The sequence below is a fragment of the Lactiplantibacillus nangangensis genome (assembly GCF_005405065.1).
GTDB classification, from domain to species: domain Bacteria; phylum Bacillota; class Bacilli; order Lactobacillales; family Lactobacillaceae; genus Lactiplantibacillus; species Lactiplantibacillus nangangensis.
This window is the reverse complement of the sequence record NZ_BJDI01000011.1, coordinates 50,483-75,784: the sequence shown is the minus strand read 5'-3', so window position 1 is coordinate 75,784 and position 25,302 is coordinate 50,483. Positions and strand designations below refer to the sequence as shown.

At 43.7% G+C, this 25,302-nt stretch carries 26 protein-coding genes; 11 read left to right on the top strand and 15 right to left on the bottom strand.

Annotated elements, in window-relative coordinates; genetic code table 11:
- The 3 genes from larC to larA are packed head-to-tail and all read right to left on the bottom strand — an operon-like array spanning position 1 to position 2,827.
- Positions 1–798, bottom strand: a complete 798-nt coding sequence (larC, locus tag FFM70_RS14055; protein ID WP_137616752.1) for a nickel pincer cofactor biosynthesis protein LarC — start codon at positions 796–798, stop codon at positions 1–3.
- A gap of 14 nt (positions 799–812) precedes the next feature.
- Positions 813–1,553, bottom strand: coding sequence for a nickel pincer cofactor biosynthesis protein LarB (gene larB / locus FFM70_RS10175; protein ID WP_137616751.1), 741 nt, complete (start codon positions 1,551–1,553; stop codon positions 813–815).
- The gene (larA, locus tag FFM70_RS10170) at positions 1,553–2,827 is read right to left on the bottom strand and encodes a nickel-dependent lactate racemase (protein WP_137616750.1); all 1,275 of its coding nucleotides are present in this window, start codon (positions 2,825–2,827) and stop codon (positions 1,553–1,555) included. Before larA ends, larB begins: the two co-directional genes overlap by 1 nt.
- A gap of 243 nt (positions 2,828–3,070) precedes the next feature.
- Between larA and FFM70_RS10165 the strand changes: the two genes are divergently transcribed.
- From FFM70_RS10165 to FFM70_RS10150, 4 genes are read left to right on the top strand one after another with little or no spacing between them, the layout of a single operon-like run.
- The gene (locus FFM70_RS10165) at positions 3,071–3,736 is read left to right on the top strand and encodes a Crp/Fnr family transcriptional regulator (RefSeq protein ID WP_137616749.1); all 666 of its coding nucleotides are present in this window, start codon (positions 3,071–3,073) and stop codon (positions 3,734–3,736) included.
- A 15-nt stretch (positions 3,737–3,751) separates the two neighbouring features.
- On the top strand, positions 3,752–4,735 hold the full coding sequence (cbiM, locus tag FFM70_RS10160; RefSeq protein ID WP_137616748.1) for a cobalt transporter CbiM: 984 nt from the start codon (positions 3,752–3,754) through the stop codon (positions 4,733–4,735).
- The gene (locus FFM70_RS10155; RefSeq protein WP_137616747.1) at positions 4,713–5,543 is read left to right on the top strand and encodes an energy-coupling factor transporter transmembrane component T; all 831 of its coding nucleotides are present in this window, start codon (positions 4,713–4,715) and stop codon (positions 5,541–5,543) included. Before cbiM ends, FFM70_RS10155 begins: the two co-directional genes overlap by 23 nt.
- On the top strand, positions 5,530–6,261 hold the full coding sequence (locus FFM70_RS10150) for an energy-coupling factor ABC transporter ATP-binding protein (protein WP_137616746.1): 732 nt from the start codon (positions 5,530–5,532) through the stop codon (positions 6,259–6,261). The genes FFM70_RS10155 and FFM70_RS10150 overlap by 14 nt, the downstream gene beginning before the upstream one ends.
- Before the next feature lie 67 nt (positions 6,262–6,328).
- Here the strand turns inward: FFM70_RS10150 and FFM70_RS10145 are convergent, their stop codons facing one another.
- The 6 genes from FFM70_RS10145 to FFM70_RS10120 all read right to left on the bottom strand — a co-directional run bounded on the left by FFM70_RS10145 (position 6,329) and on the right by FFM70_RS10120 (position 11,881).
- Positions 6,329–6,982, bottom strand: a complete 654-nt coding sequence (locus FFM70_RS10145; protein WP_137616745.1) for an amino acid ABC transporter permease — start codon at positions 6,980–6,982, stop codon at positions 6,329–6,331.
- A gap of 15 nt (positions 6,983–6,997) precedes the next feature.
- Positions 6,998–7,636 (bottom strand): amino acid ABC transporter permease, encoded by a 639-nt coding sequence (locus FFM70_RS10140; protein WP_137616744.1) that lies wholly within the window; start codon positions 7,634–7,636, stop codon positions 6,998–7,000.
- Entirely contained in the window at positions 7,636–8,472 is an 837-nt protein-coding gene (locus tag FFM70_RS10135) for a glutamate ABC transporter substrate-binding protein (protein WP_137616743.1), read from the bottom strand. The genes FFM70_RS10140 and FFM70_RS10135 overlap by 1 nt, the downstream gene beginning before the upstream one ends.
- 20 nt (positions 8,473–8,492) lie before the next feature.
- A complete protein-coding gene (locus FFM70_RS10130; protein ID WP_137616742.1) occupies positions 8,493–9,233 on the bottom strand; it encodes an amino acid ABC transporter ATP-binding protein in 741 nt (246 codons plus the stop codon).
- A 455-nt stretch (positions 9,234–9,688) separates the two neighbouring features.
- On the bottom strand, positions 9,689–10,681 hold the full coding sequence (locus FFM70_RS10125; RefSeq protein ID WP_137616741.1) for a D-2-hydroxyacid dehydrogenase: 993 nt from the start codon (positions 10,679–10,681) through the stop codon (positions 9,689–9,691).
- Positions 10,682–11,881: an aminotransferase class I/II-fold pyridoxal phosphate-dependent enzyme gene (locus FFM70_RS10120; RefSeq protein WP_137616740.1), complete on the bottom strand. Its 1,200-nt coding sequence runs from the start codon at positions 11,879–11,881 to the stop codon at positions 10,682–10,684. It lies immediately after the preceding gene.
- 416 nt (positions 11,882–12,297) lie between these two features.
- On the opposite strand from FFM70_RS10120, the gene FFM70_RS10115 reads away from it, so the two are divergent.
- The 3 genes from FFM70_RS10115 to FFM70_RS10105 all read left to right on the top strand — a co-directional run bounded on the left by FFM70_RS10115 (position 12,298) and on the right by FFM70_RS10105 (position 14,016).
- Positions 12,298–12,921, top strand: coding sequence for an HAD family hydrolase (locus tag FFM70_RS10115; RefSeq protein WP_137616739.1), 624 nt, complete (start codon positions 12,298–12,300; stop codon positions 12,919–12,921).
- A gap of 75 nt (positions 12,922–12,996) precedes the next feature.
- The gene (locus FFM70_RS10110; RefSeq protein WP_137616738.1) at positions 12,997–13,641 is read left to right on the top strand and encodes a TetR/AcrR family transcriptional regulator; all 645 of its coding nucleotides are present in this window, start codon (positions 12,997–12,999) and stop codon (positions 13,639–13,641) included.
- A gap of 3 nt (positions 13,642–13,644) precedes the next feature.
- On the top strand, positions 13,645–14,016 hold the full coding sequence (locus FFM70_RS10105; RefSeq protein ID WP_171002351.1) for an iron-sulfur cluster biosynthesis family protein: 372 nt from the start codon (positions 13,645–13,647) through the stop codon (positions 14,014–14,016).
- 164 nt (positions 14,017–14,180) lie between these two features.
- On the opposite strand, the gene lepB is transcribed toward FFM70_RS10105, so the two are convergent.
- The 3 genes from lepB to FFM70_RS10090 all read right to left on the bottom strand — a co-directional run bounded on the left by lepB (position 14,181) and on the right by FFM70_RS10090 (position 16,760).
- Positions 14,181–14,795 carry a signal peptidase I gene (gene lepB, locus FFM70_RS10100; RefSeq protein ID WP_137616736.1) on the bottom strand — a complete coding sequence of 205 codons (615 nt, stop codon included), beginning with the start codon at positions 14,793–14,795 and terminating at the stop codon, positions 14,181–14,183.
- A 107-nt stretch (positions 14,796–14,902) separates the two neighbouring features.
- Positions 14,903–15,745 carry an alpha/beta fold hydrolase gene (locus FFM70_RS10095; protein ID WP_137616735.1) on the bottom strand — a complete coding sequence of 281 codons (843 nt, stop codon included), beginning with the start codon at positions 15,743–15,745 and terminating at the stop codon, positions 14,903–14,905.
- 13 nt (positions 15,746–15,758) lie between these two features.
- Positions 15,759–16,760: an NADP-dependent oxidoreductase gene (locus tag FFM70_RS10090; protein ID WP_137616734.1), complete on the bottom strand. Its 1,002-nt coding sequence runs from the start codon at positions 16,758–16,760 to the stop codon at positions 15,759–15,761.
- A 166-nt stretch (positions 16,761–16,926) separates the two neighbouring features.
- Between FFM70_RS10090 and FFM70_RS10085 the strand changes: the two genes are divergently transcribed.
- Positions 16,927–17,469, top strand: coding sequence for a TetR/AcrR family transcriptional regulator (locus FFM70_RS10085; RefSeq protein ID WP_137616733.1), 543 nt, complete (start codon positions 16,927–16,929; stop codon positions 17,467–17,469).
- Positions 17,470–17,529: 60 nt separating this feature from the next.
- On the opposite strand, the gene FFM70_RS10080 is transcribed toward FFM70_RS10085, so the two are convergent.
- The gene (locus FFM70_RS10080) at positions 17,530–18,909 is read right to left on the bottom strand and encodes a PTS transporter subunit EIIC (protein ID WP_137616732.1); all 1,380 of its coding nucleotides are present in this window, start codon (positions 18,907–18,909) and stop codon (positions 17,530–17,532) included.
- A gap of 10 nt (positions 18,910–18,919) precedes the next feature.
- Positions 18,920–20,260 (bottom strand): glycoside hydrolase family 32 protein, encoded by a 1,341-nt coding sequence (locus FFM70_RS10075; RefSeq protein ID WP_137616731.1) that lies wholly within the window; start codon positions 20,258–20,260, stop codon positions 18,920–18,922.
- Between the two features lie 183 nt (positions 20,261–20,443).
- Here FFM70_RS10075 and FFM70_RS10070 point away from each other — a divergent pair, with 183 nt between their 5' ends.
- The 3 genes from FFM70_RS10070 to FFM70_RS10060 are packed head-to-tail and all read left to right on the top strand — an operon-like array spanning position 20,444 to position 23,922.
- Positions 20,444–21,271, top strand: coding sequence for an AraC family transcriptional regulator (locus tag FFM70_RS10070; protein WP_223877474.1), 828 nt, complete (start codon positions 20,444–20,446; stop codon positions 21,269–21,271).
- A 1-nt stretch (position 21,272) separates the two neighbouring features.
- On the top strand, positions 21,273–23,465 hold the full coding sequence (locus FFM70_RS10065; RefSeq protein WP_223877473.1) for an alpha-galactosidase: 2,193 nt from the start codon (positions 21,273–21,275) through the stop codon (positions 23,463–23,465).
- A gap of 1 nt (position 23,466) precedes the next feature.
- Positions 23,467–23,922 carry a PTS sugar transporter subunit IIA gene (locus FFM70_RS10060; RefSeq protein WP_137616729.1) on the top strand — a complete coding sequence of 152 codons (456 nt, stop codon included), beginning with the start codon at positions 23,467–23,469 and terminating at the stop codon, positions 23,920–23,922.
- A gap of 560 nt (positions 23,923–24,482) precedes the next feature.
- On the opposite strand, the gene FFM70_RS10055 is transcribed toward FFM70_RS10060, so the two are convergent.
- Positions 24,483–25,301, bottom strand: coding sequence for a DUF6681 family protein (locus FFM70_RS10055; RefSeq protein WP_137616728.1), 819 nt, complete (start codon positions 25,299–25,301; stop codon positions 24,483–24,485).
- Between the last annotated feature and the right edge of the window lies 1 nt (position 25,302).

Below are 25,302 nucleotides of genomic sequence, written 5' to 3'. Positions count from 1 at the left end.
TTAGTTTTTTTTTTCAAAAAGGACTGCACGTAACGCATTGAAGCCGCCAGTATCACGTTGACCAAAACCATAACCGATCTTAGTTGGCGTCTCATCCGCTGGGAGTGGTCCAAATTCAGAAACTAACGTCTTTACTAGTCCCATCCCAGTTGGCGTAATCAATTCGGTGTGAATGTCTAACCGTTGATTGATTGGGATTTGACTCCCGACCCGCATTTGCATGACGGCAGGAACGGGCACTGGCATTTGACCGTGCGCAACGTTGATAAAGCCACTCCCATCAGTTAATGGCGAGGCAATAATGTGATCGATCTTCATCAACTCCAAGGCGACACAGCAACCGACGATATCGACGATTGAATCTAAAGCCCCAACTTCGTGAAAATGGACCTCGGCAAGTGGCATATCATGAACAGTCGCTTCTGCTTGCGCAATTTCCGTAAAAATGGCTTTCGCATGTTCAATCACCGTTGCCGACAAATCACTGGCATCGATCAAAGCCAAGATATCGTTTAAGTGCCGCGCATCATGATGATGATGACCTTCCGCCACCGTATGACCAGCATGGTGATGGGTTTCAACGAAGCCGTGGTCTTTGCCACCAGCGACTTCAACATCAAAACTCGTCCCATAAATACTACTTTTGGCTAAACGTTGGTGAGTTAAGTGATAACCTTTAACGTGCAATTTAGCTAATTCCTGTTCCAGTGCGTCAAAGTCGAGGCCCAAATCTAACATGGCCCCCAAGAACATATCCCCACTGATCCCAGAAAAAGCATCTAAATAAAGTGTTCGCATTTCTGAATTCTCCTCTACAATTGATTGATCATGCTGGCGGAATACGCGGCGCCAAAACCATTATCAATATTCACAACGGTAATCCCTGACGCACAGCTATTGAGCATCGTCAGCAAAGCAGTCATGCCTTGAAAGTTTGTCCCATAGCCGATACTCGTGGGAACTGCAATCAATGGCTTATCGATCAGGCCACCAACGACACTCGCTAACGCCCCTTCCATACCAGCAATCACAATGACGACTTTAGCTTGCCGAATGACATCCAGCTTGGCAAATAACCGCTGAATGCCGGCAACCCCCACATCATAGACGCGTTCAACATGATTACCAAAAGTTTCAGCCGTAATCGCGGCTTCTTCAGCAATCGGCATATCCGACGTTCCCGCCGTAACGATGGCAATGTAATCATCCGTTTTAGGCGTTGGTAACGCCCCGACTGTCATACACTGCGCCGTCTCATAATAGACTGCTTGAGGTAATTCAGGTTTGATCACTGCAAATTTTTCAGCAGTCAGCCTAGTGGTTAAAATCGGTGCCGTTTGCGACGTCATGGCTTGAATGATCCCAGTAATCTGAGCCGCAGTTTTACCTGCGCCATAAACAACTTCCGGAAAACCATTGCGGCGTTGACGATCCAAGTCGACATTTGCAAAGCCGAGATCAGCGACTTGAGTCCCCGCTAATTGTTTCGTCGCCAGTGCTGGACTGATTTGACCAGCGGCGACCGCTTGTAAAATTTCCAGTGTTGTTTTCATTATTTAACGATAACTCCTAGCCCATCAGGGACCACAGTGACTTTGGCATCTTGACCTTCACGGGCATAGGCTTTTGCCATCGCTTCTTCAATTGAAGTGGCTAATTCCATATGCATGCCAGTAATCAAGGCTGGGTCAACTAAATCTGAAACAAAGATGACGTGATGATGAACCAAGATCCGGGCAAAAATTTGTGCCGTCCATTGATCAGGAATCGTCTTCAAGCGTGGTGTATTAATCGCTTGGTCTAAGAATTCCTTAGGATCATCGACATCTGCTAAGTTATGATAGAACCCTTCACCACCGTGACCATCACGCGCACCGGCAACCATGACGATCGTGCCGCCTTCTTTGTTGGTCGCTTCTGCGGCGGTCATCCCTTTAACGGCTTGGTAGATGTTTTGATCAAGTGGATAGCCACCATTTGTTGAGATGGCAATATCACAGTCAATCCCAGGGACACTAGATAATTCTTTGACAAAGTCACAACCCACTTTATGAGCGGCTTCCATGTCACCAGCAAATGAACCAATAATCTTTTTATCTTCGTCTAAGACAACGTTCAAAATAAAGGCTAATTTAGCGGTCCGAGCAGCGTAAACCATATCTTTATGAATTGGATTATGCATTAAGTTCCCAGTCCGCGCCTTTGGTGAGTTGATAAATTCACCAGAGTGGTTGGCCATAATAGTCTTGTATGACGCGACCCCTGGTAAAACAGATTTCCGACCGCCGGAAAAACCAGCGAAGAAATGGGATTCAATGAAGCCTTCAGAAATTAACAAATCAGCTTCAGCGGCGACTTTGTTAATGATACAGTCCCCACCGGAAGGTAATTGGCCAATTTTAACCATGGAGTCATCATCCGTAGACACATGCATAACGATTTCTTCATTGGCAACGATTTCTTCACCATATTTGTTAACTAATTCTTCATGGGTCGATGGGCGATGAAAACCAGTCGCAACTAAAATCCGAATGCGAGCGTCTGGCGCAACGGAACGTAAGCGCCGTAACAAGATTGGCGTCATAATGTGTGAAGGCACGGGACGCGTATGATCAGAACTAATAATGACGATATTCTTTTTTCCTTTTGCAAGGGTTTCTAGTGAATCGGAACCGATGGGATTATCGAGTGATTTTTCCACCGTTTCTGCTTCGGATAAGTTGTTATGATATGTTGCAGCTTCTGAAACCAGCTTACCAGCAAAGTTTTCATCCGGTATTTCAACCGTGATGGTCTTTTTGTCATATGGTAAATTAATTTTAACCATGTTTCTGGGCATCCTCTTTCAAAAAATAAAATTTTTGCGCATGTCAATTGTTATACACGTCCTTTTATTTTGTGTCTGTTACATTTAAAGTTTTCAAAAAGGGTTAACAAATGTATACTTTAAATGCGGTAGCTATAATTACAAAGTAATCCTATGATTTGCTAAAGTAGTTCGGCCCGTGACTGACAATGCGACAACTCGTCATTACCAGCCAAACCTACTAATGAAAGAACTGACTCTAAGATGGTTTTAACTGATATTGAATATTTATTGAGTTATTTGGAAGTACACCATGTTCCAACGATTCGGAAAAAACGCCATACTTACTTGACCTATCACGGTTTAGCCGAACATTATACTTATGTTTTAAAAGACGGCGTTATTAAAAATAGTATTATTTTGCAAGACGGTCGCGAGTTCAATTTATCTTATATTGCAAAGCCAGATGTGATTTCCTTGCTACGTGATGAAGTTTCCCGTTCGACGGATCAACCGTTTAACGTGCGGATCGAGTCTGACTATGCCACTTTTTATCAGATTAACCGCGTGGATTTTTGGAAATATGTGAACAGCACCGACGAATTGCAAAATTATGTCAAAAACTATTACCGAAAAAAGTTATCGGAAAATATTTCTCGACTACAACGAATGGTCATGAACGGGAAAAAGGGCGCCATTTGCGCGTTCATTTATAGCCTGGTTGACCTATTCGGCCGAAAAACGAAAGATGGCCTGTTAATTGATTTCGTCGTCACCAATGATGATATCGCTGGCTTTTGTGGCATTAGTTCCAGAAGCAGCGTGAATCGCATGTTATCCGAATTGCGAGCCGATGGTGTCATCCAAGTAAAAAATCATAAATTTATTATTCAAGACCTCAGTTACCTCTTAGATCAAATCGCAAATTAGAAGAGGTGCTCGTCCGTGCATATTCCGGATAACTATTTAAGTCCCGCCACTTGTGGCACTTTAGTGTTAGCAGTGGCCCCAGTGTGGACTGTGGCCGTCATCAAAGTGAAGGCCCAAATCAAACAAAAACGTGAAACCCTTCCGATGCTTGGTATTGCAGCATCGTTAGCTTTCTTAATTATGATGTTTAACTTACCAATTCCTGGCGGCACGACTGCCCATGCCGTTGGTGGCACACTGCTAGCGGTCCTGATTGGCCCGTGGGCGGCGGTGCTCGCGCTAACTGTTACACTCTTACTACAAGCGCTACTATTCGGTGACGGCGGTATCCTGGCCTTTGGGGCTAATGCTTTCAACATGGCTGTAATCATGCCAATGGTCGGCTACGCTTGTTATCGCTTGGGTGAAAAATTACATCATCCTAAAATTGGCCTATTTGTCGGTGCCTATTTAGGCATCAACGTGGCCGCCTTAGTTGCCGGAATCGAGCTCGGGTTACAACCACTACTGGCGCACACGGCTAGTGGCGCCCCATTATATTGTCCCTATGGCTTAAATGTGACCGTGCCAGCAATGCTTGCCGCTCATTTACTTGTCGCGGGCTGGGTGGAAGCCATTTTTACTGTTCTCGTCTATCAATTTGTGCATAAAGTGGCCCCCACAAATCTCTATCAAGCAGCCGCGCCACAATCACGGCGACCTTGGCTTTATCTTTTAGGTGGTTTGGCAATTCTGTCACCACTCGGCTTACTCGCCAGCAATACCGCCTGGGGGGAATGGAGCCCCGCTGAGCTAAAACAACGTTTAGTCGCAGAACATATTAGCCAACAAGCCCCACAAGGCATGGTTCAAGGGCTGCATTTCAAAGCCTTATTCCAAGACTATACAATTGGTAACTTACCAATTAGCGTCGGCTACATTCTCTCGGCAGTTACGGCCGTGCTAATTTTCTTGCTATTGATGCGGGGGCTACAACATGACAGTCAAACAACCAAATAACTTGCCAGACTGGCTTCAACAACCCAATCAACTCACCAGTCAGCCGCAACGACATAACTTTTTGGCCCATAACCAACAACATCTGACTCATTTATTAGCCCGCTTGGCGCAACCAGCACCAGCTGTTAACCCAACCCGCTGGCAGCTTAGTCCCTCAATTAGCCTGATTCGCTTAGGAATCTTAGTGTTATTGATTGCGCTGACGAACAACACCATTTGGCTGTGGGTACTCGGCTTATTGTTAGCTGGCCATTTACTTGTCTTGGCACCATCACAGTTACGGCGTTTCACTCGGAGCTGGTTACTGAGTACTGGCATCGCCTTAGTCGTCGTTTTGCCAAGTTATTGGTTAGTCGGACCCGCAACCGTCTTACTATTCGTTTGCAAGACCGGCTTGATTTTAGCTAGCACGCAATACTACCGTTTAACAACGACCTTTCAAGACCTCTTGTCAGGCTTAAAAGCCTTACACTGTCCGAATTTATTCATCATGACTTTGGCTGTTGCGATTACCTATCTGCGGATGTTAGGCCACTATTTACTACAAACAATGATGGCGTTAGACATGCGACTCGTTGCCCCGGCAAAGCATCCCTACCAATTGATTGGGACGCTCTTTGGTAATCTGTTTTTGAAAAGTCATGCCTATGCATTGGAACTCTACGCCGCAATGGAAGCCCGTGGGTTCAACGGCCAATATGTCAACCAGCCGACCACGACAAATCGTTGGCACGACTATTTGACCCTGACCCCCTATTTAGTCCTAGTGGTCGTCTTTATCTTCGGAGGAATTTATGGCATTAATTGAACTCACTGATCTGAGTTATGACTATCCAAATACTTGTGGCTTAGACCAGCTCAACTTACAACTCAATGCAGGTGAATTTATTTGCCTGATGGGGCCGAATGGTTCCGGAAAATCAACACTTTTACGGATTTTGAGTGGCCTTGAACCGGCGACTCACGGGACTTACGCATTTGATGGTCAGGTCATCACCACTGATTACTTGGCAGATCCTCAAGACCGTCAAAGACTACACCAACAGATCGGCCTAGTCTTTCAAAATACGGACGTCCAGCTTTTCAACACTTCGGTAGTGGATGAAGTTGCCTTTGGACCCCGCCAACTCGGCTTATCTGAAGCAGAAATTACGCAGCGGGTCGAAGATTGTTTAGCCTTGACGCATAGTACGGACCTCCGTGATCGCGTGCCATACCAATTATCTGGCGGTGAAAAAAAGCGCGTTGCCCTAGCCAGCGTCCTCGCGTTAAATCCAAAAGTATTACTTTTGGATGAACCGCTAAATGGGCTAACCATCGCAGCACAACAACAAATGCTAACCTTACTGAAAACTTTACAAGCCGCAGGGAAAACGATTATTATGGCTAGTCATAATTTCAAACAAGTGCAAGCCGTCGAACCGCGATTTGTCATTTTCAACGCTGACCACCAAATTCAAGCAGACCTGACTGCACAAGAATTAGCCAAGCAACCTGAACAACAAGCGGAACTACTCACTTTATAAGACAACAAAAAAAGTTACCCCTGATTGAAAGACAATCTGGAGTAACTTTTTTTAGAACTATCTTCGATTAAGCTAACTTCTTATCCAAAATCCGTGATAACACGGATAAGGCGTAACAAATCACGAAGTACATAAATGCGACCATCAGGAACATTGGAATGATGAACGCTGAATTTTGGCCGTAAATAATTTGCGCGTGATTCAATAACTCTGGCAAGACAATAATCGTTGCCAGTGACGTATCCTTGATTAGCGAGATAAATTGGCTCACAATCGTTGGAATCGTCTTCTTAATTGCTTGCGGAAAGACGATATGCCACAAGGCTTGAACGTAAGTCATCCCGTTGGCCCGTGCGCCTTCCATTTGACCGTAATCGACGGCCAAAATACCCGAACGGACGATTTCAGCAAGCATGGCAGATTCAAAAATCGTCATCGCTAACATGGCCGCAAACAAGATTCCTGGTTTAAAACCAAGGTGTGGCAGGCCGAAGTAAGTGAAGAAGATAATCAGAATCAACGGTAAGTTACGAACAATATCCACGACAAACCCGACAATGGCGGATAAGTACTTAATCTTAACGTAGCGTAGTACGCCCAAAATCGAGCCGATAATGAAACTGGCAATAATTGAGATCAATGAGACTTCCACGGTCACCCAGAGGCCATCGAGTAAGAATCGAATATTCACCCAAGAATAAGCATCAATAAAGTTTTGCATATTTGGCTGCCTCCTTTACGCTAACCGTTTTTCTAAATGCCGCATGTAATAGCTCAACGGCAAGGTGATGATCAAATAGAAGACCCCAACGACCATATAACTATTGATCGTATCTAAGGACAATGACGCAATTGAATTACCTTGATACATCAAATCAAAGCCCGCGACGAACGCCAATACTGAGGAATTTTTAACCAAATTGATAAACTGGTTGCCCAATGGTGGAATGACGATCTTAAAGGCTTGCGGTAACACAATATAGCGCATCGCTTGCCAATAGGTCAGCCCATTAGAGCGAGCCCCTTCCATTTGGCCTTTATCCACCGATTGAATCCCAGCGCGAACCGTTTCCGCGATGAAAGACGACGTATAGATCGTCAATCCAATCGTCCCGGCCGTGAAACCGTCAATTTTCGCCACATACATCGGAATAATGACGTAGAAAAACATCGCGATGACTAGCAATGGAATATTTCGGAACAATTCGATATAGATTCGCCCAATAATTCGCATTGCCCGATTTGGCAAGACTTCAAAGATGGCAAACATCGTGCCAATGATCGTACTGAAGAACAGTGCAATGACACTCGACAGTAAGGTATAGCCGAGCCCCTGAATCAACTCTGACCAATAGTGCGTTAGAATATACCACATTAGCGCGACGCCTCCTTATAGTCAAAACCAGCGACATTTCCGAACCACTTCTTCAAAATGCGGTTGTACGTGCCATCAGCTTCAATTTCTTTTAATGCTTGATTAACTTCTTTTTTGAATGGGTCTTGGCCCTTGTTGATGGCGATCCCATAAGGTTCCTTGGTAAAAGTCCCACCAACAACTTCATAGCCGGGATTTTGTGACGCCATCCCATATAAGATCCCATTATCGGTCGTTAAAGCGACCCCTTGTCCAGACTTCAACGCCGTCATGGCTTGCGCATAATCGGACAGCTCTAAGACTTTGGCTTTCGGGGCGAACTTTTTAATGTTCGCAACTGAGTTAGCACCCGTTACCCCGATGACTTTAGTCCCAGCTTGATTTAAATCTTTGACAGATTTAATTGAACTTCCCTTTTTAACTAACAGAGATTGCCCAGCATCAAAATACGAGCTGGAGAAATCAACTTGCTTTTCACGTTCAGGGGTAATGGTCATCGTGGCGATAATCGCATCGATGTTCCCATTTTTCAATAACGGAATCCGTGTTTGACTCGTGACTTGGACAAACTTAGCTTTCCCATTTTTGCCTAAAATCTTTTTCGTAATGGCCGTGGCAATATCCGCGTCAAAGCCCTTGATGGTATTATCTTTAACATCCATCAGCCCGAATAGCTTCGTGTCGGCTTTGACGCCCCAAGTAATCGTGTTGCTGGCACGATCATTGGTTAAAACATCTTGTTGCGATAATGATTTTCGTGAGCCACAAGCAGTCAAAAACACCGTCAACAGGCCTAACATGCCGATAACCCCGAGATATCGTGTAACCTTTTTCATAGATGACCCTCCTCGGCTGACTAGTGTGTCAAAATTTTGCTTAAGAATTGACGCGCACGTTCATTAGTTGGTTCACCATCAAAGAATTTTTCTTTACGATCATCTTCCAAAATTTCGCCATCCGCCATAAAGATAACTCGGTCAGCAACTTCACGGGCAAAGCCCATTTCATGCGTCACTACGAGCATTGTCATACTAGAATCTTCAGCGACAGTCTTCATCACGTTCAACACATCATCAATCATTTCTGGATCTAGTGCCGAGGTTGGTTCGTCAAATAACAAACATTTTGGCTTCATCGCCAATGAACGCGCAATCGCGATTCGTTGGGATTGCCCCCCTGAAAGTTGACTCGGTAAGTTACCGGCCTTGTCAGCTAACCCAACACTGTCTAATAAATCCATGGCTAACTTTTTATTTTCAGCTTCTGGGCGCTTCAGCACCAACCGTGGCGCAATCATGATATTTTCTAAAACTGTTTTATTCGCATAGAGGTTAAAGTGTTGGAACACCATGCCAACATTTTTACGAATTTTATTCATATCAGTTTTTTTATCAGCTAAATCGAACCCGGTTACTAACAATTGACCAGATTGAACACGTTCCAACCCATTGACGGTCCGAATCAAAGTACTCTTTCCAGAACCAGACGGCCCAATCAAAACCACTTTTTCGCCTTCATTAATCGTTAAGTTAATATTTTTAAGGGCGTGGAATTCTCCGTAATACTTTTCCACGTTATGAAATTCGATCATTGACATAGCGTCACCATCGCTTTCTTTTGTCAGTTCAATCGCTGACAGTTTTATTTAATCGCATTAATCCTTTTGTTAAGAAATCCTTATTCTTCGTTAATGCTATTTAAATAGTTTAATACATAATTAGTAAATCTGTCAAAAAAAGACTTAATATTGGCCGTATTCACCAAAATAGTGGTAATTCTCATGGCCGTTTTAGGCTAATTTGACCGAAACTAATGTGAATTATTCGTGATTATTGAACAAAGTTGTCACTTTTGCTTAATAATATTCGGATTTTTTCTAACAAAAAAATTTATTAATGCCCTTTTAAATTTTGTAAGACCTGGTTTACAGCCATTTTAAAAAGCCACCAATCACAACGGACGAGTTGTAAACTAGAAAAATCTGACAGGCTCAAAAAAGCGACTAAGAAATTTTTGTAATTTCCTAGTCGCTTTTTAAGTCCTATTTTTCAGTTAAAAGGCATGATCCGTTTGCCCACCGTTCAGAATGGTTAACACATCATCTAAACTAATATCGACCATGTTTTTAACCGCCAAGTTGGTGTAGAAACCAACGTGTGGCGTTAAAATGACGTTTGGCATTTGTAGCAATTGCGCAATCAAGCTATCAGCCAGTACTTCGCCCTGATGATCTTGGTTGAACAACGCGGCTTCACCTTCGACCGTATCCAAGGCCGCCCCCGCAATTTCGCCTGCCTTCAATGCGGCCACTAAGTCCGCCGTCACAATGACCGGGCCACGAGACGCATTAATGATAAAAGCATCCGACTTCATTTGTTTGAACGCCGCGGCATCGATCAATGCTTTAGAGGTTTCATTCAAATCGACATGTAACGTCACCACGTCAGCTTGGGCCAACAAGGCTTCTTTCGTGTCAACGTAGGTCAAAACATCCGTTAATTCTTCATGATGGACCACATCGTAGGCGATCACTTTGGCCCCTAGACCATGGAACAATCTCGCCACAGTGCCACCAATCCGACCGGCACCAATCACGCCGACCGTTAAGGAACGAATTTCACGTGCTTGTAACCCCGCCCACTGGAAGTTTTGTTGAATGATTCGACTGTCGAATAATTCCAAATTACGAATCAAACGCATCGTCTGCGTCACAGCCATTTCCGCAACAGAGTTAGGTGAGTAGGCAGGCACGTTGGTGACCGTCAACCCGGCAGCTTTGGCCGCTGGAATATCAATGGTATCGACCCCCGCAGTCCGACTAGTAATCTGCTTCAAACCGTAGTCTGCCAATTTTTGATAAACGGTGGGATCATCACCGATCGCACTGCGTTGCTGAATCACGACCCCATCGTAACCTTTTGTTAAATCAGCGGTTTCAGGATGAAATTCCAACGCATTGGTGTCAACTTGAACCTGATTTTTATCGGCCCATGCTTGAATGGCACTTTCTTCGTCATCGCGCACACTGTACATTAAAATTTTCATCTAGTTAGCCTCCGTTTGAGTGGCTTTGCTGGCAACGTAGTCACCGATTCGTTTAACAGCGGTTTCCAAGTTGGCCATTGACGCCGCGTAACTGATCCGCACGTAACCTTCGCCACCAGGGCCAAATGAACTCCCTGGAATCAAGGCAACCCGAGCCTCATGGGCTAACTCGCGACAGAATGCCATACTATCTTGTGGCAAGCCCGCTGGAATCTTGCTGAATAAGTAGAAGGCCCCTTCTGGCTTGGCTGACTTGAAGCCTAAGTCATTCAAAGCTTTGTATAAGTAGTCACGCCGAGCCATGTATTCTTTCTTCATGACTTGGGCATCGTCCATCCCATTGCTTAACGCTTCGGCAGCCGCGGCTTGAGCGTTGGCTGTGGTCGTCGTCACAGTGAATTGATGGATTTTACCAAGTTGTGCAGTGATGGCTTTAGGCGCACACATGATCCCAATTCTCCAGCCAGTCATCGCGTGGGACTTTGAGACCCCATTTAATAAAATCGTTTGTTCTGGTAAGTATTCCGCAATTGACACGTGGGCGTCACCATAGGTCAATTCGCTGTAAATTTCATCAGATAACACAAAGATCGGTTTGTCTGCGAGGACATCCGCCAACGCCTTCAAATCATCCCGCCGGTAAGTGACCCCTGTTGGATTGGATGGGAAGTTCAAAACGACCGCCTTAGCTTTTGGATGGTCGGCTAAAGTCTGTTTCAATTGTTCTGGCGACAAGACAAAGTCATTTTTAGACGTATCCATAAAGACTGGAATGGCGCCATTTAACTTCGCAATCGCAATGTACAATGGGAAAATTGGCGTTGGAATCAAGACTTCATCGCCGGGATTCAAAATCGAGCTCAAGGCAGTGTAAATCCCACCAGTTGCGCCAGCGGTAACGATCACTTCACTAGCTGGATCATAATGAACGTTGTATTTCGTCGCTAAGAAATGCGCCGCGGCCGTTCGGAGCGCCATGGTCCCATTTGATGGGGCGTAGTGGCTTTCGTTATTTTGAATACTTTTAATCGCCGCGTCTTTGACGTGTTCAGGTGTATTGAAATCGGGTTCGCCAAGTGTTAAACGAACAATTCCGGGAATATTGGCAATTTCAGCGTTAAAAGCTAAAATATCGGACGGTTGGATGGCACTAAGTTGGTTATTCATGTGTTGCACTAAAGTTTCAGAATCAATAGACATAAGGGTTTCCTCCCAGAATTTTTGATTGGCTCGGGGTCTGATGGCTGATTTATGAGGTGTTTCTGAGAAAACAAAAACACACCCGTCGAAAATTCAAAGGGTGTGTTGCGCGAAAAAACTTATTTTAGCCACCCTTGGAATTTTCAAACATCCATGGGCGCCATTGAATCGCAAAAAGCTCTTGGCAAGCCGCATCGATGCAAACATCGGATTCGTGTTTGCACCTAAGCAGCGGGCACAAACACTAGCGAAAATACCAAAAGTAAAAGCTAGTTGATCTTTTTGGTTGGTTCAATGGTAATGACATATCATTAGCTCCTCATCAATTATTAATCTAACTATAACAATCCAAATAATCACTGTCAACGGTTAATTTGATATACTGAGAGTAAATCAGGTTGAAAGGATGATCTTCAATGACTTATCAAGCCATCATGTTCGATATCGATGGAACGCTCACCAATAGCCAGCCCGCCTATGCCAAGGTCATGGCCCAAGTTTTAAGCGAATACGACAAACCATTTAGTGCCGCGGATGCGCAAGCGACTTTCCCAATGGCCGCTGAACAAGCGATGGCCCACCTCGGCATTGCCGCGGATGACTTTGACCACTTCCAAGCTCGCTATGAAGCTGTGATGGCCGACCATTATCAAGATATTACCTTGTATCCTGGAATCGCACCCCTCTTGCAACAGCTACCGACCGACGTAAAACTAGGTATCGTGACCTCACAACGTCGCAACGAAATGGAAAGCGGCATGGCTCAGTATGACTTTATGGACCGGTTGGCTGTTACGATCAGTGCCGACGACACGCCAAAACGAAAGCCAGATCCGTTACCATTGTTGACGGCGTTAGCTCGGGTTGGCGTTCAACCTAGCGATGCCCTATTCGTTGGGGATTCTCTCAGCGATGAACAAACCGCCGCCGCAGCCAAGGTTGATTTTGGCTTAGCCGTTTGGGGCATGGACCCGAACGCTAATCATCAACAAACCGCTTATCGTTTTAAACAACCTTTAGATATTTTGACACTCTTTTAAGCCACTAAAAGGCCCGTTGACAACTGTCGGCGGGCCTTTTTGAGTCCAAATAAGCAAACTGACACATTTTAATTATTGACAATCAAAACAGATGGCACTATACTTCAAATTGTTGAACGGCCGTTCAAAAAAGGAGAAAACTCATCAATGGCAAGAAAACTTAGTTTTAACAGTGATGTCATTTTAGAAAAAATAATGATCTATTTTTGGAAAAACGGTTTCGAGGCAACTGGTTTCCGTGAATTAACTATCGCCACTGGCATTAAGACGCAAAGTTTGTATAACGCCTTTGGCAATAAAAATGAGCTATTCTATCAAGCACTGAATCGTTATGTTTCAACATTCAGTCAATTATCAACTCAAATTATTCAGAGCAATAAGACACCCGAACAAAAGCTACGTGACTTGTTAATTTTTGATACAAAACCAGCTAACTACCCTCAAGGCTGTTTAGTCGTAAATTCTTTAGCTAAACTCGACCAAATCGATCCCCGCCTAACGCAAATCGCTAACAAGCAATTTGACGAACTAGCAGCTAATTTTATGCTTGTTTTAACTAGTATGAAGCATGAGTTAAGAGCAGATTTACCAATCGAAACACTTGCATCGGAGTTATTACTCTTGCATAACGGTATCCAGCAAGTCATTCGTAATCCCAAGGAATCTGCTAACATTCACGCAATTGTTGCCACTACAATTAAATCACTCAAAAAGGACTGAATGATGATGAAATTAACTTTTGATAACAACGCACTTAATAAAATTAACCAACTCAAAAACACACAAGATGAGCTTGTTTTAGACCTTGACGACGGCATTGGCGAGTTCTCAGACTATTTATCACAAAACGGTTTGAAATATAATTTATTTATTACACCTGCTAAAACAATCCCCGTTACCTTCAGTAATGTTTTGATGTCAAATGCTGGTAAAGTTTATTTTAACCACGACACCGAACTGACGCTAGATCAGGACATGCAAGTCATTTTCGATTATCATACTTCAACTTTCCAACTTCGAAGCACTAATACACTCTTAGAACCCAATTTTCAAATATCTAAAAAATCGCCGACCAATGACATTGCTATTCGTTAGAACGTCATTGCAAAGTATCTGAAAATTTCCAATCAACAAAATAAAGCAGAAACTGATAGCATTCAATCACAGTTTCTGCTTTATTTTGGTTGTCCAATATGTTTAACAAATTAAACGTTAAATATTAAAGTTTGTGTGCATCAGAGTTCATCTAAATATCGCGTTTAATTAAGATATTGTTTGCGGGCTTGCCATGGCCAAGTATGAACGACGCCAACAACTGCTTTTTTAGGGACAAAGCCCCAACTCCGGCTATCATTAGAAACGCTACGATGATCACCCATCACAAAATAGTAACCCTTAGGCACCCGATTAGTCGTCACTTTAACTTGCCAGGCGGATTGATCGTGACTCAAACTAGTCAATGTCCAGCCGGTCATCTGGCTATGACGATTTGCCATATAAGTGCCAGTCGTTTGTTGAAATTGATTTTTCAAATAGGACTGCTTGACTAATTTATCATTCACATACAATTGACCGCGCCTGGTATAGCGAACCGTATCACCTGGAAGGCCAATCACACGTTTCACATAATCAGCACGCCGGTCTTGTTCTTCCTGATTCACTCCATATGCCTTGAAAACAATCACTGAGTCAGCCTTAATCGGAACCGTTTTTACAGCGATAACACGTTCCTTTGATTGCAAGTTTGGTTGCATCGACGTGCCTTGTACCTTAACCATCGTGAACCAAAATTGGCGAATTAATAAAGCCAGTGCCAAGCCAACCACAATCGGTATCACCCAACTAAAAATTCCCTTAAGCCGTTTTACCCGCATCTCATTTCATCCCCAATATTATCTATAAAAATAATTATATCAGAGAATAAGTGCCAAACCTATCGCCGTTATAACAACGATGTTTAATTATATTAACAAGTGCCCTACTACGCTAAAAAGGCATTAGCTCTTCTAACAAAGTCAGGGCCATTTTGGAAAATACTGCCATGGCCAGCATCCGGATAAATGACCAGCTCACTGTTGGTTAATTGCCGATGTAAGTCATAGGTATTCGGGTCAGTCGGTACCATGCGGTCATGGTCACCGTTCAAAATTAACACCGGTTGTGTAATCCCCGAAAGATCAGCTGGTTCGTCACGTCCCCAATGGTTAATCGCTTTGAGTTGCCGACGATAAGCCACCCATGAAATCGTACGGTCACGCTGTTGTTGCCGCCGTTTCAGCCGTTTTAAAAACTGTTTTGCACTAGTCTTCCCGTTTTCTGTTCGCGTGAAGAATAAGGACGTTTTAATGTCTGTTAAGGTGAATATCGCACGAACCAAGTCCATGTCTGAAATCTTAGTCACATTCTCAATGCCTTCGCCACCCCGAGGACCAGTCCCCGCCAAGATCACATGCTGCGCGAGCTTAGGTTGTTGCAACAACATTTCTTGTACAACCATGCCACCCATTGAAAAACCGAGCAGATTAACTTTAGTCAAATGCATGGTTTTGATGAAATTCAACGTATCACTAGCCATCCCTTGGATACTCGTTGGCACGTGGCCACTTGAACTCCCAACGCCTTGATAATCAAACGTAATCACACGTTGATGCCGAGCTAACCCATCAATCACTTCAGGGTCCCAATTATCCAAATTTGCAGAAAGATGCGTCACCGCAACTAATGGCACGCCGACTGGATCGCCTAAATCGCGATAAGCATACGTGACGCCATTGCTAGCCGTTATTTTTTGAGTTGGGACTTTTGTATAAGTTGTATTTTTCATTTGAATCACCTTTCTAGAAACGAATCAGGACTTTACCCTTAGGATGACCATTGGCCACTAGCTCCAGGGCTTCATTGACTTGCGCTAAACTGAACTGGGTTGGATCAATCGCTGGCACGATATTTTCACGTTCCACGATCTCAGTAATCTTGGCTAATTGCGCGCCATCACTACGAACAAAAATAAAATGATATTGGACGCCCGCTTTTTTCGCTTGATGGTCAAGCTGAGTGCCTGCTAGCGAGAAGAGGGTTGTCTTCAAAAAAGATAACTGATGTTGTTTTGCAAACCGACGATTAGGTCCCATCCGCAAAGAAAGTAACCGACCACCCGATTTCAACACGGACAGTTCATGGGATAATTCTGGTTTACCAATCGTATCAATCACATAATCAACGGGAGCAAGCGATTCCCAATAATTTTCTTGTTTATAATCAAAATATTGTGAGACGCCCATTGTCGCTGCGTTTTCTCTGCCACGGGCGTTACCACTCACCATGACTTTCAAGCCCAGTTCTTTCGCAATTGGAATCGCCAATTGTCCAAATGAACCAGAACCACCGGGAATCATGACGCTTTGACCAGACTGTGCCGCGAGTTCTTCGGTAAACCCTTGATAGGCAGTCAAACCGGTTAAGGGCACGGCCGCGCTGTGTTCAAAATCGAGCGTTTTGGGCTTTAAGGCTACCGCTTGTTCATCAATCGCAACAAACTCCGCAAACGCACCAATCTTGGTCAACGGTAAGCGGGAATAAACGGCATCGCCGACCTTGAAACGACTCACAGCTGAGCCAACTGCTGTGACGATACCGGATAGTTCATTGCCCATCGTCAGTGGCATGTCATAATTTTGAATCAATTTCACACTGCCACTGCCAATCAGATGCTCGATTGGATTGACGGCGGCGACTTTAACTTGCACTAAAACTTCATTTTCACTTGGCGTTGGGGTTGGAATGTCACGTACGACTAACTTAAAATCTGACTCGTATTTGGTTAACTGCGCTGCTTTCATGGTTTTAAACTCCTCTTAATTGTCATAATGATTAAGTAACTTTTATCTAGTTTTGTAACTCAAAATTAGTTTAACAAACTAAGTTACAAAAATCAAATAAAGTAACTTTTATATTTTTTTGTGTTAAACTATTAAAAAGCACCAGACGTTGAAAGGAGCCAATTACATGGCACAAAAGACTCGTGACAAAATTATTGCCACCGCCCAAAATTTAATTGACCAGACCGGCGATGCCGGGATCACTTTAAACCAAATCGCTGAAACGCTGGGCATGACCCACGCGGCGATTTATAAACATTTCCGAAATAAGCAGGCGCTTTGGGAAGCCGTGGCGGCAACTTGGTTTAAGCGCGAAATTATTGACAAAATCAAGCTTGTTGAGAGTGATGCACCGAAAACCCAATTACACGATTGGTTATGGGCTTTCGCCAAGGCTAAAAAAGAAACCTATAACACTAACCAGCGAATGTTTACGCTCAACACGGAATACATCGACAACAATCCAGAAGCCCTTCGACAAGTTCTCCTTGATGCTGACCAAATCATCGATGACATTATGGACTACCATGACCCCCACCATGAACGTGCCGAAATGATTCTCGCTGCCTTCGCAATTTTCAGCTTGCCCAACTTTAAAGAAACTTGGAATGACCCAGACTACCAAGTCCGCTTTGAACGCCTCTGGAAATTGATTGAAAATGGGCTCTAAACAAAAACAAGCTAAAGTCGAAAATGACTTTAGCTTGTTTTTGCTTAATTTTGTATACCCTTACAATTCTTGATTTTTCTGATAGCCGAAAAACCAAGTCAACCCAAATGCAACACCAAACGCGACTAGATTAACAAAAATAAATAATGGCAACTGTTCATTTAGATATAACAACATCCCAGGAATCCCAGTTAAAGCCATACCATCTGCTCTCAAATGTAGAATTGAGGCCAAGAAGCCACCAACACCGCCACCAATCATGGCCATAATATATGGCTTAATCAAGCGTAAGCTGATCCCGAAAATTGCCGGTTCAGTAATCCCTAAAGCAGCTGACAATGCTGACGGATAACCAATTTGTTTAATTTTTGGCGATAACGATTTAATCGAAACTGCCAATACCGCTCCAGCTTGGGCCACATTGCCACAAGAACCAATGGGATTTAAGTAATCCCAACCATCCTTGCCTAACATACTGATCTCTAAGAAATTTAAAATATGATGAATCCCAAAAATCCCTAACAATTGACCAAAACTACCGTAAATTAACCCGCCAATCCCCAATGGTAGCGCTAATAAAAATTCAACCGCTTGTAAAACACCCGTTTCAACGCCATGAAAGATTGGGCCAATAATGAACAATGCCAATAACAGTCCAGATAATAACGTCAAGAATGGCGTTAAAATCAAATCTAAGGAATCTGGAATATACTTTTTAAGAAAGATTTCAATTTTAGAACCGACAATCCCAGTGACAAAGGCTGGTAGAACCGAGCCTTGATACCCGACAACTTTGAGAAAGCCGAAGAAAATCAGCGGTTTAGCAGTTCCCTCACCCACAGCATACGCATTCGGCAGCACCGAGCTGACCAACATCAGCCCCAAAACGATGCCAAGAATCGGCGTCCCACCAAAAATCTTAAAGGTTGACCAAGCAACCAAAGCCGGCAAGAAGGCAAAAGCGGTATCAGTCAAGACTTGGGTAAAAACTAAAAGCTCTTTAGGAATTTGGCTTGGTGTCAACCCAATCATACCAAGCACTGCTTGTTGGGTTAATAACCCTCGTAATCCCATAAATAACCCCGTCGCCACTAACACTGGAATAATGGGCACGAAGACATCACCGAAAATCCGAATTGCACGCTTAAACGTCATTTTTTCTTTTTTAGGCGCAGCCTGATCTGCCGGACTAGCACTCAGTAATGGCACAAATTCAGAATAAACTTTATCCACTAAACCAGTACCCAAAATCACCTGATACTGACCGGAGTTAAAGAAGGTCCCTTTAACTTTGTCAACTGCTTCAACTGCTTTGCTATCAATTTGAGCTTTATCGTTGGTGATGATCCGTAAACGGGTCGCACAATGCGTCACTGACTGCACATTACCAGCACCACCCACAAATTTTAATATTTCGCCCGCAATTTTTTTATTATTCATTGTATTCTCCTTAGTAATGATAAAACGTTAACTTTCCAGCTGAAGGTAGCCCCTGATAATTGCCATCGTGCTTACAACCGTCATTAAAGGTTCGCATTGAGAAAACTGACTGACCATCATTGATGAATATTTCCATCGTTGAATGATCATTGAAAATCTGAAGCTTATCTAGTGAAGTCAACGGTATTTTTTTAATCTCCTGTTTTCCCGAAGCCCAATTGATTCGGCTAATAGCTAGTTGTCCCTTATCAAAATTGATCCTGTTTGCCCCGCCATTTAAGGCAAGTGAAAACGTTTCCGGGATGGCTTTAAATTTAACAATAACCTCATAAGCTGGACTATCATTTTCAAGATGACCTGACTTGGCTATATACGTCTGACGAGCTTCCCTCAATTGTTGATAGTCGACTAACGGTTGTTGATAGAGTTGTTGATGTTGCCATTTTAGTTCTCGAGGCATTGTCAAGCAGTGCACATAGCCTGCAGCAATCGTCGGGCAGGCCTGTTCCTCAGCCGCCGTCATCCGTGACATCCACGCTGTCATTATTCGGCGGCCATGATCATCTACAAATGTCTGCGGCGCATAGAAGTCAAAACCAAGATCTAGTTTAGCTAACTCCTGTTTAACAATGAATTTTTTCTGTTGATAGTCAATTTTACCAACCAAATAACCTGCAAAACTAGAAATTGCAGTATCCGTACCACTGGCTGCTGTCCGTTTTTGTGGACAAACTGTCAAGATATCGGCTTCTGGACTTAATGAGAACACGTCTGGACACTCACACATCTGATCAAGATCTGAGCCTGCATATAAAATACCTTGATAGCGCCAGCGTTTTAAATCGGTTGATTCAAATAGTGCAACAGCCCCACCATCAGTCTCTGTTTGGGCTCCTGTCACCATCCACCACTTACCAGCATGTTGCCAAACCTTAGGATCACGATGATTCTCCGTTAAGCCAGTCGGCGTGCAGACTGCCATGTCCTGCTTGATAAACGTCTGACCATCCGTGGACCATGCCATCTTTTGGTGACTCTGCCGCTTACCCTGAATCCGACTATTACCAGTATAAAAAAGATACAACTTATCATTAGCCGCCACGGCACTGCCTGAATAGACCCCATCTTTATCATCAGCTTGGTCTGGTAGCAATGCCGCGCCTTGATCCTGCCAATGGACTAAATCTTCAGACGTAAATAATCCCCAGGCCTTATAAGTATGATTGGTTGCAAATCGATTCCATTGATAGAAAAAATAATATTTGCCTTTAAATTGGGCTAAGCCATTGGGGTCATTCATCAATCCCTTGACCGGCTCAATATGGAAAGAATTCCTGTATTGGTTATCCAACTTTTCTAATACCTCCCGATAGCTCACAACGCTAATAATGCGCTTTCATAATCTTGATTGATGAAAGCTTACCATTCCGTGACTGATAAGGAGTATGGAAAAAGTTAACGAACATATGGAAATTTCTAAGATGACCATCTAAATTAAAGCGCTGCCATGTATAATGACAACATGAACAACAATATGCGAGAATATACAGATAAATTTACCGATTTTTCAAAGAAGAGTATCTCAGACTTCATCCTATATAATAGTGGGATTGAAGCGTGTCAGCCGCGGTATAGCTACGGTCCCAAACGACGCGACTATCACTTCATTCACTTTGTAACGGAGGGCAAAGGCCAACTAGAAATCGAAGGACAAACACTTGAAGTTCATGAGAATCAACTCTTTATTGTACCAGCCAATACCGTTTCTACCTATACCGCAGACGAAAAGGCACCATGGAAATATGCCTGGATTGGTTTCACAGGGATTGAGTCACTGAACCTGGTTCAAACTTTGCGGCAAGCCAGCCCTAACAACTATGTCATGGATTGTGCAGACAGCAACTTCTACGAAGAACGGATCGAACGTATTCTTGAGTTGAGTCAAAATACATTGGCAGCCTATTTTAAAATCAATGGCATTATGTATGACATCGTTGGCAACTTGTTAGGTGAACACGGCATTAACGTTGCGGCCAATTATGACGGCTCAGTGTCTGCTCAAGCCATGCGTTATATGGAACATCATTATCACGATGATATTCAAATCTCAGATATTGCCTACTCTTTAGGCATTCATCCGAACTATCTATCAGCGATGTTTAAACAGGAAATTGGGGTCTCACCTAAAACGTACTTAACGAGTTTAAAACTTAACAAGGCCAAAAAATTATTAACTGAAAGTGATGATCCAATCAATGTTATCGCTGGTTCGGTTGGGTTCACAGATGCCCTTTCATTTTCCAAATTCTTCAAAAAAGGCTTGGGCTGCGCACCAACAGCATATCGAAAGGAGCACCCTTAATATGGCACAACTTATTCACTTTGATCAGCTCAATCACACATTTACACTAAGTAATCCACAAGTTACTTATATTATGGAAATCGTCGCCAATCATGATTTAATTCATCGTTACTGGGGCCATCCGCTGACGAGTTATCACTTTAGTAACCGACCGCAACTCAAAAAAAGAACCTTTGCCGCAACACCTGATCCAAAGCAACCGGAGCTATCACCCGATTTTTTACCGTTTGAATGTCCGATTGCCTTTCAAGGTGATTACCGCAGTAGTACGGTTCAAATTCAACCGCTCAACGCTGAATCACCCACCAGATATCATTATCAAAGTTATCAGATTAAAACTGGTGCCGTGGATTTGCCAACACTTCCGCACGCACGTGAAAGCCAAGCGCATTCAGAAACCTTAATTATTACACTATATGATGATGTGGCTAAGGTTCAATTGAATCTATACTACACAATCTTTGCTGACTCAGCGGTGATTGTCCGCTCCGTGAGCGTCAAAAATGAAGGTAATCAAACCATTCAAATTCAGCGCTTACTAAGTGCTTCAATTGATACCCCTTATGATCACCAACAACTGACAACTTTTCATGGCACGCACCAAAAAGAATTTCAGCTTGACCGGACAGAAATCGAACATGGAACCTTTAGGATTGGTAGTTCCAGAGGTGCCAGCGGACCGCAGCATCCACCTTACTTGGCATTGTCGCAAAATGCTACCGAATTTACGGGTGACGTGCACGCTCTCAGCCTGATTTACAGCGGTAATCATGAAGCCAGTATTGAAAGAGATCAATACGATCAGCTCCGACTACAAATTGGCTTAAACAGTGATACTTTTACTTGGAACCTAGCTCCCGGTGAAGCTTTTCAGAGTCCTCAAGCTTTGCTCAATTACAGTTCAAACGGTTTCAACGGCAACTCCCAAAATTTCCATCACTTTTTGACCGCTCATCTGTTACCACCATTTTGGCGTCAGCGAAAACGACCACTGCTCATTAACAGTTGGGAAATGAGTGGCTTTCAAGTCAACGACTCCCTTATTCGGCAATTAATCGACGCTGCTAGTGAGTTAGGCTTCGAGATGGTCGTACTTGATGATGGTTGGTACCATGGCCGCAACAATAGTCAAACCTCACTAGGTGATTGGGCTCCTGATCAGCAGAAGTTTCCGAATGGGCTCAAACCACTAGTGACGTACGCCAAACAAAAAGGTCTCCAGTTTGGATTATGGTTTGAGCCAGAAATGATTTCACCAAAAACAGCTTTAATTAAAGCTCATCCAGATTGGGTCATGCGGAGTCAAAGTTACGCGCCAATCTTAGGACGCGGCCAATACTGCCTTGATCTGACAAACCCGGCCGTTCAAGCTTTCATCATTGACACACTGTCAAAAACGATTGACGACTTAGGCCTCGCTTATATTAAATGGGACATGAATCGTCATATGACCGACCCATTTTCCCAAAGCCAGCACTTTATGGCTTCGGAATATACCCACCGCTATTGGCTAGGGCTGTACCACGTCATTGACCAATTGACGACCAAGTACCCGCAAGTCCTCTTTGAAAACTGTTCCAGTGGCGGTGGCCGCCTCGATCCTGGCATGGCTTATTATTTTCCACAAACCTGGCTCAGCGACAATACGGACGGTTTCGATCGGCAACAGATTCAATACGGAGCCAGTTACCTTTTTCCACCCAGCACGATCACTGGTCACATTTCGGCGATTCCAAATCTTCAAACAGGCCGCAGCGTGCCCTTTACTACTCGGACAGCACTGGCTGCCTCGACCAATCTAGGCTATGAGATGCCGATTCTAGACTTAACTGCTGACCAAAAAAAGGCGATTCAAAACCAGCTAAAGGTTGCCAAACAAGAGCGGTCTTTACTGACGACTAGTCGCTTTTACCGATTACAATCACCGTTCACTTCAGACAACTGTGCCTGGATGTTTGTCACGCCAACGACCGTGCTGATTTATGCTTTTAATAATCGCTACCACGTTGATGCCCTGACCAATTTGATTAAATTACCCGGACTGGAACCCAATGCGTTATATCAAGACTGCACGACTCAACAAATCTATTCTGGCTCAGAACTGATTAACTGTGGTTTAGCATTACCAATTATCAAAGGTGATTTTACCGTTCAAAAAATTAAATTAACTAAACTAGAAATGGAGTCTGATTAAGATGTTTTTTAATAAGAAAAAAGAAGAAATATTTGCCCCAGTAACTGGAACCATGATGCCGATTGAAACAGTTAATGACCCGGTTTTTGCTTCTAAAGCAATGGGGACTGGTTTCGGGATTGAACCAAGTGCCACAGAAATCTATAGTCCAATCATTGGTAAAGTGGTCAGCGTTTTTCCAACAAAACACGCCGTCCTCTTGAAAACTAAAAAAGGACAATCAACCTTAGTCCATATTGGCATCGACACTGTCGAACTGAACGGTCAAGGGATTGAAGTCCATGTTACTGAAGGCCAGCCCGTGGACCAAACCACAAAATTAGCAACAGCTGATTTTTCAGCAATCGCCAAGCAAGGCAAACAAACAACCGTCATCGTCGCCTTTGAAGGTGTTTCACAACTAAAACTGGCTGATAATGATCAGGTCACCGCCAATCAAAATCTGGGTACCTTTTAAGCCTTAAAAATAATAGTAACTAAAGGTTGAAAACAACAAGGTACGCATAAATTCAGTAATGCAATTGTTGGCTATGTCTAAAATGTCTTTATATTGCGTATCGCTCTGTCAGTCAGAATTGGTGTGCTATGAGGGACGGCTAATCCTGCCGGCACAGCACACCAACTTTGGCTGACTTTGCTATCCAAACTAAACAACTAGCTAATCATTCAAAACAGTTTACTAGCTGGAGGTTGTTGTTGATAGCATCGGGCGTGTGGGTGGCGTGTGGCCGGTGATTTTCCGGTCTTACACCACGGACCGTCTGGGAGATTTGCGGGTTTGGCAGCCCTTCCAGTCAGGGGGGCAAGACGTTCCTGAGGCTTGCCCCGGTCCCTCGTCCGCATGTTATCAGCAATAACCGGAAGCGACAATTATCAACTATCCTTCATAGCCTGATTAGGAATCACTGCGGGATGGTTCAGTACTTTTTAACTTTCAACCTTCAGTAGTAATCTAAAAAAAGTCGTTGTGGTTAAACCTAACAGGTCAACTACAACGACTTTTCTTTAGTCAATTTCTTAATTTTCTCGATTTTCAAAGGCGACTTGTGCCGTCACTTGGTAATCACCAGGTTGCTCAATTGTTGCTGAACGCCCAGCAATCTTTGACATGCCACCGGTAATCACGGTCGAAGCCAGATATAGCTTGTAATCTTCATGCGCATCGTGCACATCCGTCAAACCGACACGGGTGATGTGGCCTACTGGCAACTGATCAATCTGATTGATACCCGCATAAATCGTCATGCGATGATTTTCCAACCGCAATTCTGAATAAGGCACCTGAATGCCTTGACCAATCGCGGCCACCGGTTCACCAGTCGTCTTCACTTGTTGCATAATCGCATTGTCACTCATCCCACCGTAATCCAAACGGACAATATTCGCCGCTTGCAACTGATCGACGATTTGATGAACGTTACGTTGTTCTTCGTGCGACGTTTTGACGGCCGCGGGTAACAGTTCCTGACCATCAAAGATCCCATTAGCTGGAATATACGGTTGTTGGGCGCCTTGTTGTGCTTGCTTTTCTGCGGCAATGGCTTCTTTCGGCTTACCACCTAATAATTTTTCGATTTTTGGTGATAAATCGTACTTAGCCTTTTTGTTCGTAAAGTAATAGATCACGTTCAACGTAATGAAGTAAATCAGTACTAGGAAGACGAGCATGTAGAGCAGGCCCCGCATCCAAGCACCGTTACGCATCAATTGAATGGCGACATAGCCGAGGTATAAGTCGCCGGCAATCCCAATCCCAATATAAATCTGATTTTTAATCTTTAAGTTAACATTGACGTAACCTAAGGCGTGGTTAATCATATCTAAAACACTAAACATT